The organism is uncultured Dysgonomonas sp., from assembly GCF_900079725.1.
Classification (GTDB): Bacteria; Bacteroidota; Bacteroidia; order Bacteroidales; family Dysgonomonadaceae; genus Dysgonomonas.
This window is the reverse complement of record NZ_LT599032.1, coordinates 2291596-2312730: the sequence shown is the minus strand read 5'-3', so window position 1 is coordinate 2312730 and position 21135 is coordinate 2291596. Positions and strand designations below refer to the sequence as shown.

The 21135-nt window shown below is 39.4% G+C and carries 18 protein-coding genes and 1 pseudogene; 2 read left to right on the top strand and 17 right to left on the bottom strand.

Annotated features, from left to right (window positions below):
• Positions 1-11: 11 nt before the first annotated feature.
• Both QZL88_RS09570 and QZL88_RS21200 read left to right on the top strand, forming a co-directional pair.
• A pseudogene (locus QZL88_RS09570) lies at positions 12-4025 on the top strand (two-component regulator propeller domain-containing protein); the annotation flags it as partial.
• Positions 3985-4104 carry a hypothetical protein gene (locus tag QZL88_RS21200; protein WP_363927412.1) on the top strand — a complete coding sequence of 40 codons (120 nt, stop codon included), beginning with the start codon at positions 3985-3987 and terminating at the stop codon, positions 4102-4104. The pseudogene QZL88_RS09570 and the gene QZL88_RS21200, both read left to right, overlap by 41 nt.
• 56 nt (positions 4105-4160) lie before the next feature.
• On the opposite strand, the gene QZL88_RS09565 is transcribed toward QZL88_RS21200, so the two are convergent.
• The 17 genes from QZL88_RS09565 to QZL88_RS09485 all read right to left on the bottom strand — a co-directional run bounded on the left by QZL88_RS09565 (position 4161) and on the right by QZL88_RS09485 (position 20834).
• Entirely contained in the window at positions 4161-4994 is an 834-nt protein-coding gene (locus QZL88_RS09565; protein ID WP_296940521.1) for a hypothetical protein, read from the bottom strand.
• An 11-nt stretch (positions 4995-5005) separates the two neighbouring features.
• Positions 5006-5371 carry a GntR family transcriptional regulator gene (locus QZL88_RS09560; protein WP_296940518.1) on the bottom strand — a complete coding sequence of 122 codons (366 nt, stop codon included), beginning with the start codon at positions 5369-5371 and terminating at the stop codon, positions 5006-5008.
• 3 nt (positions 5372-5374) lie between these two features.
• On the bottom strand, positions 5375-6211 hold the full coding sequence (locus QZL88_RS09555; RefSeq protein WP_296940517.1) for a hypothetical protein: 837 nt from the start codon (positions 6209-6211) through the stop codon (positions 5375-5377).
• Positions 6212-6224: 13 nt separating this feature from the next.
• Complete coding sequence (locus tag QZL88_RS09550) at positions 6225-7055, bottom strand: ABC transporter ATP-binding protein (RefSeq protein WP_296940515.1); 831 nt, start codon at positions 7053-7055, stop codon at positions 6225-6227.
• Positions 7056-7389: 334 nt separating this feature from the next.
• Complete coding sequence (locus tag QZL88_RS09545; RefSeq protein WP_296940513.1) at positions 7390-8058, bottom strand: helix-turn-helix domain-containing protein; 669 nt, start codon at positions 8056-8058, stop codon at positions 7390-7392.
• A 999-nt stretch (positions 8059-9057) separates the two neighbouring features.
• The gene (locus QZL88_RS09540; protein ID WP_296940511.1) at positions 9058-9435 is read right to left on the bottom strand and encodes a DUF4377 domain-containing protein; all 378 of its coding nucleotides are present in this window, start codon (positions 9433-9435) and stop codon (positions 9058-9060) included.
• A gap of 64 nt (positions 9436-9499) precedes the next feature.
• Positions 9500-10609, bottom strand: a complete 1110-nt coding sequence (locus tag QZL88_RS09535; RefSeq protein WP_296940508.1) for an AAA family ATPase — start codon at positions 10607-10609, stop codon at positions 9500-9502.
• 11 nt (positions 10610-10620) lie between these two features.
• The gene (locus QZL88_RS09530) at positions 10621-11325 is read right to left on the bottom strand and encodes an RNA ligase family protein (RefSeq protein ID WP_296940505.1); all 705 of its coding nucleotides are present in this window, start codon (positions 11323-11325) and stop codon (positions 10621-10623) included.
• A gap of 277 nt (positions 11326-11602) precedes the next feature.
• Positions 11603-12466 (bottom strand): twin-arginine translocase subunit TatC, encoded by an 864-nt coding sequence (gene tatC / locus QZL88_RS09525; RefSeq protein ID WP_296940503.1) that lies wholly within the window; start codon positions 12464-12466, stop codon positions 11603-11605.
• 14 nt (positions 12467-12480) lie between these two features.
• Entirely contained in the window at positions 12481-12678 is a 198-nt protein-coding gene (gene tatA / locus QZL88_RS09520; RefSeq protein WP_006799017.1) for a twin-arginine translocase TatA/TatE family subunit, read from the bottom strand.
• Positions 12679-12818: 140 nt separating this feature from the next.
• A complete protein-coding gene (locus tag QZL88_RS09515; protein ID WP_296940500.1) occupies positions 12819-13781 on the bottom strand; it encodes an FAD:protein FMN transferase in 963 nt (320 codons plus the stop codon).
• A 52-nt stretch (positions 13782-13833) separates the two neighbouring features.
• A complete protein-coding gene (locus QZL88_RS09510) occupies positions 13834-14718 on the bottom strand; it encodes a sugar phosphate isomerase/epimerase (protein WP_296940498.1) in 885 nt (294 codons plus the stop codon).
• 100 nt (positions 14719-14818) lie between these two features.
• Positions 14819-15703 (bottom strand): DUF1080 domain-containing protein, encoded by an 885-nt coding sequence (locus tag QZL88_RS09505; RefSeq protein WP_296940497.1) that lies wholly within the window; start codon positions 15701-15703, stop codon positions 14819-14821.
• A gap of 32 nt (positions 15704-15735) precedes the next feature.
• Entirely contained in the window at positions 15736-17208 is a 1473-nt protein-coding gene (locus tag QZL88_RS09500) for a Gfo/Idh/MocA family oxidoreductase (protein WP_296940495.1), read from the bottom strand.
• 70 nt (positions 17209-17278) lie between these two features.
• A complete protein-coding gene (locus QZL88_RS09495) occupies positions 17279-18976 on the bottom strand; it encodes a Gfo/Idh/MocA family oxidoreductase (protein WP_296940492.1) in 1698 nt (565 codons plus the stop codon).
• 20 nt (positions 18977-18996) lie between these two features.
• Positions 18997-19485: a DoxX family membrane protein gene (locus QZL88_RS09490; RefSeq protein ID WP_296940484.1), complete on the bottom strand. Its 489-nt coding sequence runs from the start codon at positions 19483-19485 to the stop codon at positions 18997-18999.
• 338 nt (positions 19486-19823) lie between these two features.
• Positions 19824-20834 carry a Gfo/Idh/MocA family oxidoreductase gene (locus QZL88_RS09485; protein ID WP_296940476.1) on the bottom strand — a complete coding sequence of 337 codons (1011 nt, stop codon included), beginning with the start codon at positions 20832-20834 and terminating at the stop codon, positions 19824-19826.
• Positions 20835-21135 lie beyond the last annotated feature (301 nt).

Here is a 21135-nt window from a genome sequence, read left to right as displayed (position 1 = left end):
CTTTATACTATATGAAAACACGGATATTAAAGACATTCCTGGTGATAGTATGTTTTTTTCTTTTTACTTCTCCGCTTGCAGGAATTGAGCTGAATTTTAAATATTACTTTGTAGAGAACGGACTGTCGTCGAATACTGTATACGCTATTGAGCAGGATTCGAGAGGTTATATCTGGATAGGAACAGAAGATGGACTCAACCGTTTCGATGGATATAATTTTCATTCATACAGGAATATACCAAGGGATAGCACATCTATTGTGAACAATTATATCTACAGTCTTTATGAAGATATAAACAGAAAACTGTGGGTAGGGACTGAGACCGGAATCTCTATTTATGATTACCAAAGCGACCGCTTTTGTCCTTTTACAAAGAGAACGAAGGAGAATATTCCGCTCAACGATAAGATACAGAATATTCTATCCGATGAGAATGAGAATATATGGATAAGTTCATTTAAGCAGGGAGTGTTTTTTTATAACAGACATACAGATATGTTAAAGTTGTACTCTTTTGATAAATATGTGAAAAACAAACAGGAGCCGGTTTTTACGACCTGTGTTTATAAAGACCGCGATAATACGATATGGGCATTAGTTAATAATACGATATATCAGTTATATAAATTAGATAAGAAGAAAGATGAGTTTGTTCCTGCATTTCCTGATACCAACTCCGATCTGTTGTGCCAACTCCGAGGCTATACACTGTTGGAAGATACCTTCGGTATGCTATGGCTGGGAACATGGACTAATGGTCTTTTCGAAATAGATAAGAAAACCGGAATTAAAGGTAACTATCTGAACACTGAGAATGTAGACAAAATACTCCATATTCATTCCCTGATGGAATATGAGCCGGGGAAGCTGTTGATAGGTTCGAATGACGGATTGACTTCTTTCAGCATATCGCCTGTTATCGGTAATAAGAGGGAGTCTCATATCAAGGAGCCGGTATTATCGAATCGCTTTGTTTACCCTATATATAAGGATAGGGAAGGCGGGCTTTGGATAGGTACTTATTATGGCGGGATCAATTATGCATCTCCTAACAGAAACTATTTTACAAGTTACACGCACGACAGGTACGAAAATTCGATAAGTGGTAATGTTGTGAGTACATTTTGTGAAGACATATCCGGTAACCTATGGATAGGGACGGATGACGGGGGACTGAACTTCTTCAATACAAAAACAGAAAACTTTATTTCTTATAAGCCCGATAAGAACAGGAACAGTCTTTCTTATCACAATGTACATGCTCTGTGTATATACGATGATAATTTATGGATAGGTACATATTCGGGAGGGCTGAATGTGATGGACCTGCGTACAAAGAAGTTTAAGTGCTATTATAACAATCCGTCAGATTCGACCTCTCTGGATGCTAATAATGTATATGCTTTATATAAGGATTCCCGTGATAATCTCTGGATTGGGACTACAACGGGGGTAAGTATCTATGAGAAAAAATCAGATACTTTCATACGTATGAAAAAATTGAATACTTTAATTCTCGATATACTTCAGGTAGGCAATACCATTTGGATAGCAACTATTGGGGATGGGATTCATACCTACAATCTGGATACAAAACAATGGCATGCATACCAGTTTGATCCGGAGGATAAGTCTTCTTTGATAAGTAACGATGTTATTTGTCTTTGTCTCGATGAGTCCGGTCAGTTATGGATAGGAACAAATAGCGGTTTGTGCCGGTATGATGCCGTAACTCAGTCTTTTATACAAGTATCGGTTAACTTTCAGAGTAATGCAATTTGTAGTATATTCAGTGATAATGGTTTCTTGTGGATAGCCACTACCCGAGGGCTGGTAAGTTTCGATCCTAAAACCAACCAATACCGTATTTTTACAAAAGGTGATGGATTATTGAGTGATCAGTTTACAGGAAAGTCCGGGATAAAGACATCTTCCGGCAGAATATATTTGGGAACAGCAACCGGATTCAATGCTTTTTATCCTAAGCAGATTGTAATAAACAGGTCTATACCATTAATAGAGGTTACGGATTTTCAGTTGTTTAATAAGTCTGTGAATTTTTACGATTACCTATCATATGGCGAAGATAGTATCCGTCAGATAACATTGCCCTATAATAAAAATGGCTTTAGTTTCGAATATACAGCACTAAGCTATTTTGCCCCTGAAAAAAATGAATATGCTTTTATGCTCGAAGGTTTCGATAAGCACTGGAACTATGTAGGTAAAGTGCGTAAGGCAGCTTATACGAATATACCTCCGGGCGAATATTACTTTAAGGTCAAAGCATCAAATAATGATGGTATATGGAACGATACGGGGCTGAAGATTAAACTGGTAATTACTCCTCCGTTCTGGTGGAATAAATGGTCTGTCAGCTTTTATATATTGCTGGCTATGGCTGCATTGATAGCTTTTCTCACTTATATAAGGAACCGGGATGAAAAAAGGAATAAGGATAGAATAGAGAAAATCAGGAATGAGCAGGAAAAAGAAGCCTATGATTCTAAAATAAACTTCTTTACTTCCATTGCTCACGAGATACGCACCCCTGTGAGCCTTATAATAGGGCCTTTGGAACAAATTATAGAAACCTCGGATACTTTGCCCGAAAATATAAAGGGAGATCTGAATATTATAGACCGTAATAGCCAAAGGCTCCTTAATCTGGTAAACCAACTACTCGATTTCAGGAAGATAGAAAGAGAGACGATACAGATTACTTTATCGGATCAGAATGTATATGAATTCTTATTGAACATGTACGACCGCTTCAAATCTTATGTAGAGCATAAGCATATTAAATTCCTGTATACATACGATAATAAGGACTTTCGTACTGCAATAGATGTAGAGAATCTTACAAAGGTGGTCAGTAATCTGCTCAACAACGCATCGAAATATACGAGAGACTACATAGAGCTTACACTACGCTCAGATGTAGAAGGTAATAAATATATCATATGCGTAAAAGATAATGGAGATGGTATATCCGAAAACGAGAGGGAGAAGATTTTCAAACCATTCTATCAGATTTCGGGTAGCCACAAAGCCGGAACAGGACTGGGGCTTTATCTGGTAAAAACGATTGTAGATGCTTGTAACGGGAGTATAGATATAGAAAGCGAACCGGGTAAAGGTCTTTCTGTGTCTATTACACTTCCAATGAATACGATAAGCATGGGCCAGACGATTGAACCCGAAAGAGAGTCGCATGAAGAGGTATTGAAAAATGACCTGAATACCTCTCTGCCAAATATTAACTTAAAGGAGTCTTTACATGAAGAGGACAGGCAAACTATCCTGATTGTAGAAGATAATCCTGATATGCAGGAGTTTATCAAAAAGAATCTGGTTCTAGTATATAATGTACTTCTGGCAAATGATGGCATGGAAGGAATAAAATTATTGGAAAAGGAGGAAGTGGACCTGATCATAAGCGACATAATGATGCCTAATATGGATGGGATAGAATTCTGTAATAAGGTAAAGAGTAGTTTACTCTGGAACCATATCCCTTTGATAATGCTGACCGCCAAGACCAATATTGCATCCAAGATTGAGGCGCTGGAGATAGGGGCGGATGCGTATGTAGAGAAACCATTTTCGATCTCATTTCTTTCGGTGCAGATAAGAAACCTTCTCGAATCGAGGCGAAACCTTCTGAAGAAATTTACGGAGACACCATTTGCCTCTTTGAAAAGCATTGCAGGAAACAGGGGAGACGAAGAATTCCTTGCAAAGGTAAACGATATTATAGAAAAGAATATTGCCAATGTTGATTTCACTATTGAGCATTTAGCAGAAGAGCTTCATATCAGCAGTTCCGGCTTATTTGCCAAGATTAAAAACCTGTCGGGCATCACCCCGAACAAGCTGTTGCTGATGGTAAGGCTGAAAAGGGCTACAGAGCTATTGAATGAAAATAAATACCGCGTAAACGAGGTCTGCTATATGGTCGGATTTAATAACCCGTCGTATTTTGCCAAATGTTTCCAGAAGCAGTATGGAGTATTACCATCCGATTTTTTGGAAGGGCGCAATAAACCCTGACACTATTCTTTTGTTTTGGATAGCCGGACTTCCCCCGGTCTTAGCATAGGATAAAAATAATAAAGGAAGAGATTACTATTGCGTAGCCTCTTCCTTTTACTTTCACTATGGAAATACTACTCTTGCCGTATCAGACCCTAATGATACATTTAGAGAGGCCTTTTCATTCTTTGGATTCCAGTTCATTACCCTGCATTCGCTGGCCGGTAATATTATATTATGGTTTCCACTTCCTGTCAGGTTTTCAGTATCTATATCACATTGTTCTATTCTCCAGTTTTGCAGGTAGTCGAGATCGGCATTAAATACCTTTGTCTTGGAGTTCTTCATTACAAAGCTCCCCCAATCCCTAATTATAGGAGTGATTATATCGGCTTCACAATTCTCTATATTCAAATCTCCACGCAGTATATCTATATTGATAGATCCGGCTTTCAATCCTTGCACATTAGCTCTTAATCCATCTACCCTGCTTCTTATATCTACACAGGAATCTGCATATACAGTGATGTTTAGCCCCCTTATTGCTGCAGGATAAGGAATTTCGTTTTTGTAGTGATCCGCCAATAATTCTGCGGTTTTCACACGTAGTATAGTTTTATCATGTAATGTGGATATCTCCAGATATTCTTTCAATTGTTCCGGTATCTCCAGTTTACCTTTTTCTCCTTCGTTCGTCACGGGTTGTATATTGATATGCCCATCGAAGATAACATAATACCTATCCTTATTCCCCCGGCCATCTTTCATGGGTATTGTATCTGCATATATCTCGATCACTTTTTGCCCTGATATATCTATGCCAGCAGTTTCTTCCTTTAGTATAAGCCCGGTTTTCTTCTCTCCGTCATAACTTAACGAAAGATAGCATATATAACCTATGGCAGATAAGAATACCGCGGCTATAATACCCAATACTATTTTGGTTGTAAGTCTCATATCTTTTATTATTATTGTTTCTTAATATAGTCTTTATACATTTCCACTATATCCTCTATCGGAATATCCAGTGTATATATTTGTTTAAAAAAGTCCTCAGCTTCTTCCTTCATAAAGGTATCTTTACGCAGTTTGAGTATCAGGTTTTTCGCCTTAGGAGCTACAAAATACCCGATCCCTCTCTTGTTGTAGATAATCTCCATCGATTGGAGGTAATCGAAGGTACGCATAACGGTATTGAAATTGACTTCCACAATAGCTGCATATTCGCGTACAGACGGAACCCTTTCTTCTTCCTTATATTTGTCGAGTAATATCTCATCACAGATGCGGTCGGCTATCTGCAGATAGATTGCTTTATTTTCTTTAAAATTCATAAGCTAGAGTCGTTTAATTACCTCAGATTCCCTGAATCTGAAAAATGCTAATATCCAGTTTACCACAGCGAAGATGATGAAGACAACTGCCATATATCCCACTATAGTAGAATCCTCAACACCAAATGTTTTCTGTTGTAATGCATTTCCAAAATTATCCATGCCGTTTTCGAAAAAAAGAGAGATTGTGCACCAGCACACCAGAAGAAAAGTGATAAAGGTGATGATGCCTGCCGAAAATGTTTTTACCAGCGAGTTTTTCGGCCAGAATGTCGACCCCAGAATAAACAGGGATTGGATAAAGAAGAAAAGGCCGACTGAAAATGTAAACCTGGTCATGTTATTAAAAACATAGTCGTAGTTGTCCTTTCCTATAAATTTATCGAAGTGGATAAATTGCACATCTACGTCAGGGAAACGGATAGAACATATCATTACCCGCGTAGCGTCTGACAACCAGAACAGGATGAAGAAAACAACGATGTAGCCGATTGTCATAATAAGCCAGCGGGAAACGTATTTTTCAAAAGATGATGAGGGATTCATTAAATATGTGAGTCGTTTTGTTTTACTATTGATCGGCTCCATTGTCAAGGAAGCGCTGATACAACCAAATATGAAAAAGACGAAGGCCGTGAAGACGATCAAATCCCTATTCAGGTATTTTAAACGATCAAATCCCTGTTCCAATTCGGAATATGTAAGAAAAGAATTCCATGTAGTAACAAGTGTGAGTGCCCCATAAATTGTAAGGATGCGGATAAGATACTTTTTCCAGTTTTCCTGTATGTCTTTCCTTAACAGCAAGACAAATCGGTTTATATCAAATGTATTATTCATAATTTATCAGATTTTATTGTAGTATTGCTGTTATCTTTTCCGTATTGCTTAGCGTTGCATTGAACAATGTTTCCAGATTCAGGGAAGTCTCTTCATTATTTTCGTTCTCAAGGATTAACTTATATCCCTGTATGGACGGTGAAGCGTATAAAGCTCTTGCCACGTCCTTTTCATTAAAGCTTTCCATAAAGCGGAGTTTTTCACAAATCCTCGATACTGAAGCATTCATCAGCACTTTGTTATTATCGAGAATAATCACTTGTTCCAATAGCTTGTCCACATCCTGTACCTGATGTGTCGATATCAGGATCGTTTTTTCATCGGTCATTCCCGATGCTATAAATTTGCGAAACTGGCTTTTACCGGGTATATCGAGTCCGTTTGTAGGCTCATCCATCAGCAGTAGGGGAGTATTTGCGGCCAAAGCAAAGCTCATAAAGACCTTTTTCTTTTGACCAAGAGAAAGTTCGTTCAGATGCACATCGGCCTCCATTTCGAAGCACTCCAGATTTTTATCCAGTTGCTCCTGACTAAAGGCAGGATAGAAAGGACGATTGATCTCTACATACTTTTTCAGTGGTATATTCGGTAATTCAAATTCTTCGGGTACTATAAACATATTCTGCAATGTGGAAGGCCTACGCTTTGCCACATCCTCGCGTTTATATTCCACTTTACCCTTTTTAGGGCTTAGGAGGCCTGTAAGCAAATACAACATGGTCGATTTGCCTGCTCCGTTTTTTCCTAACAATCCGCAAACTTTTCCTTTCTCTATCGAGATTGAAAAATCATTGAATATTAGCTTTTTCTTATACCCGAAGGTAACATTACGCATTGATATCATATTAATTAGATTAAAATATAATAGTGTAATAGTATAATAGTACACGCAAATGTATTGATTATTTTTATAAATACAATAATTAAGGCGATTTTTTTGAAAAATATTTTTCCATATCTTTTTGTCATGTTGAACAGAGCCAAACATCTCGTTTCTGGAGAGTTGAGATCCTTCGTTGCACTCAGGATGACAGAGAGAGCAATACTTTAATAAAGTAAATTAACTTTTGGGACAACCTTCTACAACAGAAATGACTAATATTTTTTCATTGCTTCCTTTGTATTTCATTCGTTAATCTTTTTTGTTAAAAAAAGGTGACACAAGTAACATATAATACTTATTTTCTCCGTTTCTTTCCTCTCTTTCCTGCCGGGCTGAATATAGGATGGTTATTACTCGCTTTTATCGTGCGTATCCGTTCAGCCTTGAGCCTGTACAGCCTGTCAAGCATTATCTTTGCTTCAGCTTCTTCGGGGTCATCAACAAGGCTTTCTTTTTCCTCTGCCGGAACAATCTCGCTTTCCTCGATGTGTTCAGTTATTTCATTTTCGATATCAGTTGGAGTAGTTGTGTCGATAATATGTATATCCATCTCCTCTGGGATATCTTCCTCATTCTTTTTGGAAAGAGCAATTCTATCCTGCCTGTCCAGTAACAGTTTAATTGTTTTCAGGTCTGGCAGGCAATATTTCCTGCGGATAACTTTCGATTGTAGAACCAGTTTTTCCGGTTCAAGTTCGTCCGGCAGGAATGTTTCTTTCTCTTCTACCATCATATGCCCGTCCAGCCTCTTTTTAAGGGATGAATATAACATTTGCCTGATCCTGTCTTCACGCCTGCATTCCGCGTCGAATATTTCTTTAGCCAAACCCGGCACAGTCTCTTTCCAGCAGTAGAAAGTCTTTCGGCTGATACCCGTCACCCTGCAAATTTCCGCTACCGAACAAAAATCATCCTCTATCAGCGAAACAATCGTTTCTGCTACACTCTCGTTATACTTTGCCATAAGATTAAAAATTTTTTATTATCGAAGTCGTCTATACTTTTTTGAATCTGGTAACATTATGAGACAAATACCCTCTTTGTCATTTTGAACGGAGTGAAAAATCTCTTGAGAAACGAGATGTTTCCTATCGTCAGCATGACAAAAAGATATGAAAATAAAAAGTCTAGACGATTTCATCAATTGTTTTTCAGTATAGATAAATGCAGTTGGAAATGATTGTCTTTTTTAACATAAAGTTTTATGGATTAGTCGTTGGGATTAAATATTCTATTTTTTCTAACGCGCCAGCTGGCTTGTTTTTCTTAACTTTTTCTTGATAAAAAGTTACAAAAATCAAGGCTGCATCCCTCCGTCGACCCAAAACCGCAACTCCGGTGGGGCAAAATAATACGGAATCATCTCTAGCCGGATTATCAGCCGTGTATAGCAGCTATCCTATTTTGCCCTACACCTCCGCTTTACGGATTGGGTGCCCCGCCTGCGGGACGAGGCCGTTACCGCGATGCGGCGACAGGGCAGAGGCTCTTCATGCTTTAGCCTCACGTGCGTCAGCCCTTGCGCATTAGTGACGCAGGCGGGGTACCCAATCCGTTGCAGACGGCGTAGAATCAAACGGGGCAATAGCCCGTGTGTTTGATTCAGCCGTCAAAACGGTTTTGGGTCGCCGAGGAACTTAGCGCTAGCTTTTTGCTTCCTTTTGGGCAATGCCAAAAGGAAGGACAAGCCCGGGAGGGCGCGGCAGTAATGAGCTAAAAACCTCTAATTTAAATTAAGATAGTCTCTATGCGTTAAAAAATAGAACGTTTTAAGTAGCGAGAGCAGAAGCAAAATTTATTTTGATTATGCCGAGTCTCGAATTAACAATCGAGGAGTGTAGACGACTCAAAAACGACTAATGTAATTGAACATTAATATCCAACTACTGATTCACTTAAATAATAAAATAAAGGACGGTTAAATAAAACCGTCCTTTATCTATATAATCAAAGAGATATTGATTTACTCCACAGGTTCGGGCTGTAAATCATCTCCGGTTGGCATATCGGGGAGCTTATCCGATGTTTTCTCCTCTTTAGAAACTTCTTTTACCAAAGTATACTTTAACGAAGACTGATCTGCTGCAGGATGCTCTACTTTTTCGACTTTTACTTCCAATACATATTCGTATCCGGGTTCATAAACGAAACCCTCTATATTGCTATAAAAGAATTCCCAGTCTGCCTGGCCGTCTTTTTTTACCAAAAGGCATTTCATTGGTGCTACTCCTACACAATCACCCTGCTTGGAGGCTACAGTCAACTTTTCCGTGTTTTTTGAACTACCGCAGGAACCTAAAAATAAAGCCATTGCAAGTAGGCTTACCATTAATTTATACATAATCTATTATTTTTGAATATATTAATACCTTATTTATAAACATGTATACTGCTGAAAAGGTTTATTATTCAACCATATACTCTACCTCATGGGCTTCTATCAACTGGGGTATTTCGAGCTTCAGCAACATCTTGTCCAGTACATTTTCAGGCAACTGGAATTCACGGTTACGGTTCTGATTGCGCCACACATCATACGGTTTTTCCACATACACTATCCTTACTTTTGCGCCATACAGTGTAAATAAATCGACAAGTTGCTGACGCATCAAGCGTGTAATATTGGTAGCATTCCATACGAAGTCCTGTTTTTTTCGTAAATATACACGTGCCTGTTCTTTCGCTTCCTGTACTACACGACCCGTTGCTGATCTGTCCGTCGGACTGTATTTGTGCTTACGGCGGATAGCATCGAGACTGATGACCGGGATATCCGGTTTCAATGATTGTATGTAATGGTCTTTTCCCATTCCCGGCAATCCGGATAGTATCGTGACTTCACATTTGAAATCATCGTAGGGAATATAACCGATATAACCATCTATTGTATTGAAATATTCGTATCGGGCACTTGCCGTCGGAAACTCCAGCGCCTTATCCCAGCAACTTTCATCTTTACAGAACATTTCAAATAAGTCTAATGATTCAATTAACGCTTCTCCATCCTTGCAGATTCTACCCCGGGCATCAGCCTCGGCCAACATTTTTAGCTGACGGGTATTAGCTCTCAGCGATACTGCATGAATCTTTTTGGCCGGTTCCAATTTTTCCATCAGCCACAGAGGCAAACCATGAAAACGAACCAGTGAAACTACTTTTTCGCGGATGTCAAAAGGCGTAGGGACATCCTTGAACAGGATATTCCGTGCAGTATATTCTCCCCTGCGGGCATGTCCGCTAGCCGAGATATTCCCATTACCTTCATCCTGCGAAGTAGAACGTTTTTCCACATCGTGCATCAGTGCGGCTGCCCACAATATCTCCTGCTCCTGTTCGGATAATGTTTCATACCGGGGTATCTTTGTCAATTCATCAAGTACCATTTGCGTGTGGATGGCTACATTCCCCTCGGCATGATGACTTTTGTGTTGTATTACATTTTTCATATCCGCAACCCACGAAAATTGTTTTTCGAGCGATTGCCAGTCTTTATTTTGTGTTAATTTCCAAGTCATAATCATATATTTTATTTGTTAATTACTAGCCTTTCCCAAACCAAACGTGCACGTTTCCAGTTACGGGTCCAGTGTTCTCCTGTTTTTACATGCCCTTTACGGACATATTTGAATACATTGTGAGAGAAGTCGCCGATAAGGTATTCACCCGCATTACGGGTGACAATTCCTTCACGTGTACAATCTTCGCCGGTTTGTGTATCGATGGAACCGAATACACTCGGTAGCTGTGCCCAAGCCAATATCTGCTGTTCGAGTCTATTGTCAGGTAGGCTCTTTACCTGCTGAATATCCAATTCAGGGACAGTAGGGAAATCGAACATCGCAGCATAGAATTTCACTTCGTCCCACGACAACCATTTATCGAGGCATCGCACTGCAAACACGTAGTAATAAGACTCTATCCGCTTGTATTCGATAGAGTGTATTGCATACAGATTTTCGCCAAACAGTTCTATATCACCTAAGTCTCGCTTTATTAATTCCCATCGTTCGCGTAGCTGGTTTGTCCAGGGCGAAGTGGTCGGTGCCGCATGTGAACGAGCAAAGACACCGAACCGGTTGAGGCAGTTATTCTCTCCATCCAGTTTTTCTGTATGCACAAGGATTTTTATCTGTTGGATATCGTCCCGGTATGTATGGTTTATCCGGTCGTCACTGGTAGTTCCGGGTGAAAACGGAAAATGATATGTACGACCATATTTTTGTGATAACATAATGTAATTGTTTTTAAGTTTTTAGAATACAATAGCAGACAAGGCCCGTAAATTCACTTTACAGCCTTGAAAGATGCGGGAAGACTCCCGCTATGTATGCTAAACAATTACATGACATTCCGTATGAAATAGTTATAAATAATTTGTACAAAGGTAGTAACATTTATCAAGACAGCCAAATTTGAGGATTTGACCGTGTAATTCATCTAATGAAAATGAAAAGCGCATACCTGAATTTCAGGTATGCGCTTAACTATATCAGATTGTGTTTATTATTCTATACCGATAATTGAGGAGATTCCTCTTCTTCCTCCTCCTCCTCTTCATCATCGTCGTCCTCGTCCGTCTCTTTAGGTGCCGGTTTTACCATAAAACGGCTCAACTCGAACAGCAGGTAAAGCGGTATAAAGACTACCGATAATGTAAACGGATCGCCCGAAGGTGTAATAACAGCAGACAATACCAAGAGACCTACTATAGCATGACGCCTGAACTTCTTGAAGAACGATCTGTTCAATAGCCCCAACTGCGATAATAACCACGATACAAGTGGCAACTCAAAGACAATCCCCATAATAAATATCAGCATCAGGAAGTTATCCATATATGAATCGAGGGAGATAGTATTCTCTATCATCTCACTTAGCTGATAAGTAGATAAGAAGCGGAATGTCATTGGGAAAACCAGAAAGTAGCCCACTGAGCATCCGATGAAGAACATAATAGTTCCGAACAGGAATACCCATCGGATACTTTTCTTCTCGTTAGAATATAAGGCAGGGCTAACAAATCGCCAGATCTCAAATATCAGATAAGGGAATGTAAGTATTAGTGCCAACCAGAATGATGTGGTCATGTGCCTGAAAAACTGTGATGTAAGATTATAGTTTATAATCTTGATATGAAATGTATCATCACAAAAGTCGGGCAAGAAAGGTACAGCTGATGTAGCATAACACAGATATTTGTACAGGACAAAGTCGGCACGCGTAGGCCCCATTATCCATGTATCATAAATGTATGGCATAACCGCAAAGCCCAGAATAGCAAACACAAATAAAGCGATGATAGACCGTATTAATGTCCATCGAAGTTCCTCTAAATGATCCCAAAAGGTCATTCCTTCATTGTTCTCTTCCATAGAAAAGTACTATCTCAATCTTTTTTAGTTGTGTCGTTTCCTTCTATATCGTCTTCAATACCTTTTACGCCTTCTTTGAAGTTTTTGATTCCTTTACCAAGGCCTTTCATTAGTTCAGGTATTTTACGTCCACCAAAAAGTAATAGTACGACTATAGCTATGATGATGATTTCTCCTGTCCCCAGGTTTCCTAAAAACAAAAGTGTTTTCATGTTTTCTAAGTTTAAATATTAATGTAAATATGGCTATACTCCATTCATCAGTAAAAATAACATAAATAACGTCTAGTAGACGGGATGAAATGGATATTTATTTCTTTTTTAACTATTCTTGATTCTATCTTCTACCACATTTATGCCGGGATAAGATTTTCTTCTATTCCGGGAGTATAATACACCTTATATTCTCCCTCCTCGTCGCAGATAAACAGGGCATCCATATCGGCAAATTTCTGTACCCACTCTAATGCTTTTTCGATGCCCACCACTAAGAATGCCGTGGCAAAGGCGTCAGCTGTAATCGCATCTTTGGCTATGACTGTGGTTGATAGTAGATTGTGAGTTACCGGATAACCTGTTGCCGGATTTATGGTATGTGTAATCTTTTGTCCGTCCTGAATATAAAACTGACGGTAATTGCCGGATGTAGCCAGTCCTCTGTCCGTAATTTGCAGAATGACCTGCAAATCCTGTCCCGGTATAGGATTATCCTCCGCCGGACGGTCGATCCCGATCCTCCATGCTTCTCCAGATGTATTCTCTCCTTTGAGGCGTATTTCTCCACCTATTTCGACCAGATAATTCAAACATCCGTGCTTATCCAGAAAGTCGGCGACTATATCAGCCGAATATCCTTTTGCTATAGCATTGGCATTTAGTACTATATTCGGATTTGTTTTTATAACGCGTCTGTTTTCTATCTTTATTTTGTCCATCCCGATACATTCCTTCAAGGCACTGACTTTGTCTTTGTCGGGAATATTTTTTTCTTGGGAACTAAAGCCCCATGCTCTGAATAATGGCTCGGCAGAGATATCGAATGTGCCTTCTGTTTGCAGGCTTATCTCTTTTGCCCTGTTGAAAACCGTTTCAAAATAGTAGTCTGTTTCTATATCTTCATTCCTGTTGATACGCGAAATAAGGGATGTTTCATCATATACAGACATCGACTTTTCAAAATCGGCGAGTAATGACTCTATTTCGGGCTGAAAATCGCGATCTTCATCGTCCTGATAAATAATATTGTAACTTGTACCTTCCGCAGTTCCTTGTATGCTGTAGTAGAAAGTACCGTTGTCGGCCATTACTGCATTCATGCTTATTTGGAAAATGAGCAGGAAGTTGTTTGTTCCTGCTCATTTTTATATTTTATTTATCGTAACTTTCTTTTACCAACGGGCAATTCAGTAAGTATTCCAAACTCTTTTTCACGCTTTCTTCGGGAGTAAAGTTATATTTCTCTACTTCTACAACCAGGTGTTTTGTGCCTGCTGCATCTGTATTTTTGAAGATAGCATCGAAACCTACCATACCGCTCTGACCAAGTTCTTTGTTGTCCTTGATATGCAGTAGAGCAAAGCGATTTTTATATTTATTGAAGTAATCCACAGGACTTTGTCCACCTCTTACAACCCAATATACATCCATTTCGAAGAAGACGTATTCAGGATTAGTATTTTCTATCATATAGTCATACATCACTATATCTTCCACTTTTTGGAATTCATGTGCATGATTATGATATCCGTACATCATTCCGTTCTCTTTACACTTTTTTCCTATCTCATTGTAGTATTCACAATATGTTTGCAGGTCTTTCAGTGTTTTAGGTACATCCATCCACGGAGTCACAATATATTTCATCCCGGCAGCCTTGTGCGCGGCAATACACTGATCCCACCATTTCAAGGCTTCTGTAAAATCTTTCGAAGCGAGTTCTTTTTCATTAAGCCCTTTGCCTGTATGAGAAGACAATACTTTCATTCCCGCAGCTTCTATATCGGCTTTAAATTCTTCGGGCGCTTTTCCATAGAATTTGCCATCGCTATAGTTCGCGGCTTCCACAGCGGTAAATCCCATTTCTCCGGCTTTCTTTATTGTCCCGGCATAATCTTTAGATATATCGTCTCTTAAAGAATATAGTTGCAATGCTATATCTTTCTTTGGAGGTGCCTGTTGATCTGTAGTTTCTGCTTTTGGAGAGCAAGAGATCATCAGTAGGAGGGCAGCTATAAAAAATGTTGTTATTTTCATGTTGATTAAGATTCTTTTTTTAAAAGCCAAATCCATGAAAGGATAGTCCTTTCGATGGATTTGGCATTATTGTAATAGAAAAAATTAGTTACCTGACTGATTAATCAAGGATCTTAATTTTGATGTTGCGGAACCAAACGTCATCTCCATGATCCTGGAATCCGATATAACCTTCTCTGTTAGCTCCACCAAGATTGTTCAGCAATTCGAAAGCCAAAGGCCATTTTTCCTGACTGAATTTACTTGCCTGCAACAATTCTGTCCATTGAGGGGTCCACAAATGGTACTCAACTACGTTTTCTCCATTTTGCCCGTGAACAACAGTTCCTTTATATACCATAATTTTACCTGTGTTCCACTCTCCAAAAGGTTTAGAGTTTTGAGGTACGGCAGGAATCATATCATAAAGAGATGCTGATTGACGATTGTTGTCTTTACCCATTTTTGCATCAGGATGATTGGCATTGTCCAATATCTGATATTCAGGAGATGAGATATAGATAGGTTCCATTCTCTTTTCACCTTTATCATTTGTTGTTTCAATTTCCTGAGCCAGGAAGAATACTCCGGAGTTGCTGCCTTTGGCTACTTTCCAATCGAAAGTCAACTCAAAGTTTTTGAACTTATGTGCAAAGATGATATCTCCGCCTTCTTTATCCTGAGCTTCGCCACCACCTGTTCCGTTGAATTTGATAGCACCCTGGTCGATAGTCCATTTACCCGGAACGGCATCTTTTCCATAACCGCGCCATCCTTCGAATGTTTTACCATCGAAAATAGTGATAAAACCATCTTTGTCTTTCGCAAACTTTGAAAGATCTACAAGCGGTTTTTCTACTACAGTGTACTGAGGTGCAGTATTTTCTGCTGTTTTAACAGAATCTGCATTTTCACCTGCATTTTGTGCATCTTTTTTGGCGCCTCCGCAAGCAATCATTGCTCCTGCTATCATAAGACAACCTAGACTGTAAACAATTTTCTTCATTTCTTTATACGGTTTAATTTAACAATTCTGCATTATGGCATATCCGGCAGTTTCCAGCCATCACGATAATTATGTTTGATCAATTCTTGTGCAAATTCTTGTGCATTGATAGGATCAGTCCAAATTTTATTGAATTTAGGGTCGCCATCGACAATCTTGAAGTCGTCTTTCTTCAGAATACGGATCTCTTCGTTAGGATTAATATTTGTAAATTTCATATTCTGTCCATCCCAAAGTAGTTCCTTATTCAGGTTTTGCAAGCGTACAGCAAGCACACCCATTACTACCATTTCGTTGAAAGGTCCTGCCTCGCTAAAGTCAGAAGCAGTTAACACACGGCTGGAAGCATCTTCTTTACAAGCACGTACCCAGTCCATTTCATGAGAAGTTTCTACGCGGCGGCAAACTTTAGGCGCATTAGGCTTACGACCCGAAAGCAACCATGGGTTCACTCCATAACATCCGCAGATCAATGTATCTTTTGTTCCGTGGAAAATAACACCGCCACCTGCATCATTCATGTTTTTTCCTTGTGGCCATCCTGCAGGCATATTTGGTTTCAAACCACCATCATACCAGTGTACTTCAACTTCCGGCATAGATACCTTCGGCATATTGTCGCGAGCCGGGAATACAAGTTTCACATACTGTGCCTGAGGTGCGCAGTCTTGCAACAACATGGTAGAAGATCCCTGTGCGCTTGTAGGATAACCCAATTTCAAGCCTTTAAATACAGGGTGTAGGATATGACAAGCCATATCACCTAATGCTCCTGTACCATAATCCCACCAGCCACGCCAGTTCCAAGGAGTATATAGTGCATTGTAAGGGCGCATTTTAGCTGGTCCTGTAAACAAGTCCCAATCTAATGTCTTCGGTATTTTATCTACCTTTTCGGGAGCATTTAATCCTTGTGGCCATATCGGACGGTCTGTAAAGGCTTCTACTTTTGTAATTTCGCCGATCTCACCATTCCATATCCATTCGCAAACAAGGTTAACTCCTTCGGCAGAAGATCCTTGGTTACCCATCTGTGTTGCTACCTTATGTTTTTTAGCAAGATTGGTAAGTAAGCGAGACTCATATACTGTATGAGTCAATGGTTTCTGGCAATAAACGTGTTTGCCCATTGTCATTGCATCTGCAGAAACAATAGCATGTGTATGGTCGGCCGTAGCTACAATAACCGCATCGATGGATTTGCCCATTTCGTCATACATCTTGCGGAAATCCCAGTATTTTTTTGCATCAGGGAATCTGTCGAATACGCCTTTGGCATATCTCCAGTCCACGTCGCAAAGAGCTACGATGTTTTCTGTTTTTTCTACTTGCTTAATATTAGCATGTCCCATACCTCCGATACCCACAGCGGCAATGTTCAATTTGTCGCTCGGTGCAACATGCCCGAAGTTTTTACCCAAAACGGTGCTTGGGATAATTGTCAGACCGATAGCAGCTTTAGCTCCGGTACTCAGGAATTTTCTCCTTGAAATGTCTGATGCCATAAGTTTTTCTGTTTTTAGGTGTAATAATTGTTAATTATTATAGATTTAATGTCCTTTAAAATTTTGATTGTCAGCTAAATTCTCCTCTGACGATTTCTTCTTTGTCTTTATCCCAGTACATGGTACGCCCTTCAAGATAAGCACGTGTTCCCATATGTGCTGTAATTGCTTCTTCGAAGGCTGCATTTATATCACAAGACGGTTTATTATTCCGGTTGCGGATACATTCGATCCATTCCCTGACATGAAGGAAGGTCGTATCGTAACGTTTTCCTCCCAGATAAGAATATAATAGTCCGCGTTGGGCAAAATACATTTCGGTTGCAGATGTTATTGCGTCCACATTGTTTTTCCCGGGAACATATGTATAAAATGGCACATCGGGTTTGATAATCCCTTTTTCGAGTTTTTCTTTATATCTGGTAGAACCACTGTCTATTTTCACAGTCAGTGTATCGCCTACTTCCATCGATGCATCGTGTCCCATAATTACTTTACCTCTGTTGCGGCTGCTGGACAAAGTGGCACTATAGAGCATTGTCAGGTTCTTTTCAGGAAATTCGAATGTGGTTTGCAGTACATCCGGAACGGTTCGTCCATCTTTGAAGAAGTATACGCCACCCGACGATGTAGCAGAGTGAGGGATACCTACTCCCATGAGTTGATTGATAGCATCATATTCATGTGTCAGCAAGTCTCCGCTAAGTCCTGTGCTGTAATCCCACCAGCAACGCCAGCGGAAGAAACGTTCGAGGCTGAATTTATCCCTGGTTTCAGGGCCTACATACTTAAGCAGATTATATTTAGTCATATAATCCATGTATTCTTTTATCCTATCAGGATCTCCTTGGTACTGTTTCCAGTCTATGGTCTGAGGGTTGGCATCCGGATGGATGTCATATACCCATGCACCGTTAGGATCATTCCTGTTTGTACATACCTCAATCAGGCTGATTGGTCCTAAAAGTCCTTTGTCTATTATCTCTTTTGCTTTGTGGTAACAGTCTATCTGACGTCCCTGGTGACCCAGCTGAAAAACAATTCCTGTTTCCTTGACAATGTCCCTTACCATATATGTTTCAGGCACTGTCCACGAGAGAGGTTTTTCTACATATACATGCTTTCCGGCTTTAGCAGCATCCATCACCATGGTACTGTGCCAGTGGTCGGGCGTTGCAATGATAACAGCATCTATATCCTTATCGGCAAGCATCTCTTTATAGTGGCGGTAACGCTTTGGAGCAGTTCCCATTTTACCTCCGACTCCTTCTCTGTAAATGTTTGCTCCGGCAGCCATACCTTCTTCCGCGAATGTATCGAAGATATCACATATTCCGGCAAATACAATATTCAGGTCTTCCTGTTCTTTAAAATCTTTATATCGGGTATCTTTTTTATTTTTCTTGGCATCATCTATCCACCCTTGCAGATGCTGGGGTGTGGCAAATCCGGCAGCACGAAGTAAGTATTTTCCTCTTCCTCCGTAGCCGATCACGCCTATACGGATTTGCTCTCCGTTAGGTTTCAAATCGGGTATCGACGCCGTTTCACTACTTAGCTTAAATACATCACTTACATCATTGAGGGTCTTGGTATATTTTTGTTTTTTGTATACACCATATGCCAAAGCTCCTAAAACAGGAGTCGTTGCCAGTGCTTTGAGGGCATTACGCCTACCTTGGGATTCCGGTAACGGATTATTATCGGATGCTTTTTTATCGTTCTTCTTATCGTTATCCTCAGGGACAATTCTGTCTTCGGGTGTCATAATTTTATAGTATGTTAGCTTTATTTGCGTTTAAATAATTTATTGATGTATCGGTCCAAACCAATAATTTGGGAGGTAGGAAAATAGAACAGCACCATCAATGCTCCTATTTCAATCATATTTTTATCTATCCAAAGATAAGAGCCCTCGGTAGGCATCATATAAGTGGCTCCGATAAAAGGTGGGTGTGAAAGATAGTATAGTGCAAGAAATACGATACCTCCGATAGAAGCAGCGCGTGAGAAACATCCTAATATTAGTCCTAATCCGATTAGTGTTAATCCATATATATTAATATAGTTGGATACCGCTAAAAATCCCGGGTCTGCGGCTAAATTATGAAAGTATTCGGCAAAAAATCCCTGAGAGTCCATCAGGTAAGGATAGGCTGACCAGCCCGAATTTAGAATTTTTACGATTCCCTCGTATAAGAAATGCCATCCGATTAGTAGCCGTAGTACTACCAGCCAAAACGTCTGGGCGCGTGAGTAAGATGTCTGTTCGTTCATGGATTAAGTTAATAAATAAATTGTTTCGTTTAATATTGTTTAAAATTTAGATTTTATTTTCGCAATAAAATTTACACACTAATCTCTTGATGCAATAATAATCAAAGTATAACATGGTTTTATTCTTCTTAAGGCTCTTGTTCACAGTAAGTTCAATTCCCTGCATGGGCAAATTCAACAGTCCATGAAATCTTACTTATTAAATGCGGAATAAAGCTATGAATATTTTGAGTGAATAATAATTTATTATTGTTAAAAAAAGTTTTCTAAAAAAATTAAAATCATACTAATCTGACTTTTACAAAAACAAATGCCAGATATTTGGCACAAATGTATACTCATTTGTCATCAGCAGGATATTTAACTCCTAGCTGTTTTCTTATTTCATCTACTATTTCTATGGTTATAAGTGAGTTTTCATGGCTATTAATTTCCGACTCGCGTTTTCCTTCCTGGATCAAATTAATGAATTCGGCCACTTCGTAATAATATTCATGTATTACATCCGTAGAACTTATTATCTTTTCTTCTCCGTTTCTGTTTTTAAGTGAGACTTTGCCTATAATATTTATCCTATCCGCCGTTATTGTTCCATCTTCACCCTGTATCTCTGTCGGTAAGGCCGAATCGGCAATTTTGGAATAAAGTACGGTAGCATTCATCCCCTCATATTCGAGATTCACAGCACCTTGTCCGTCTGCTCCTGTAGATAGTTTCAGCCCGGTGGCACTTATTTTCAGAGGACGGCCAAATAAGGCTACCATCGGAAATATAGTGTATACTCCCAGATCCATTACGGCACCATTTGAAAGTGTAGGATCGAAAGCATTCAGCACAACTCCTTCTTTTAGTTTATCGTAACGTGATGAATACTGGCAATAACAGGAAAAATACCTTCTGATAGTCCCTATCTCGCTGATATGATTTTTCAGTGCTTTAAAATTGGGAGTAAGGCTGGGTTTCATAGCCTCCATCAATGTAACATTATTCTTTCGCGATGCAGCTATCATTCCTTTCACTTCTTTAGTATTGGACGCAAAAGGTTTTTCACACAAAACATGCTTTCCGTGCTGCATAAACAAAATGCTCTGCGAAGCATGCAATGAGTTGGGAGAGGCAATATATACGGCATCGATTAGCCCGCTTGCAGCCATTGCTTCCAATGAGGTAAATGTGTGTGGAACATTGTGCTTACGCGCAAATTCATCGGCTTTTTCCTGTGTGCGGGAGTATATCGCTGTCAATTCGAAGCGGGAATCAAAACTCGCACCTTCCAGGACTTTGTCTACAATGAAATTAGTGCCTATCACTCCGAAACGGATTTTAGGCTGTGAGCTACTTAATGTCATAAATCAATTGGTTCTGTGGTTGCAAATGTAAGTATAATGAAGATGAAGAACAAAATATGTAAGCGAATTTAGAAAATTTTATCTATAATGCGAAGCCTATAATCATACCTTCCGGCCTCTCTTCCTTTGATATGTTGAATTGAGAATTCGATGTTTAACGATTGATTAAAAGAAATAAATATTTAGGAAAGGACCCCCTTTGGGGGTCCAAAATAGACAAACGAACGCTGCAATACCATGTTTTAGGTATATAAATACCACATAAAAGGGATTTCACAGACAATATAGTCGTTATACTTTT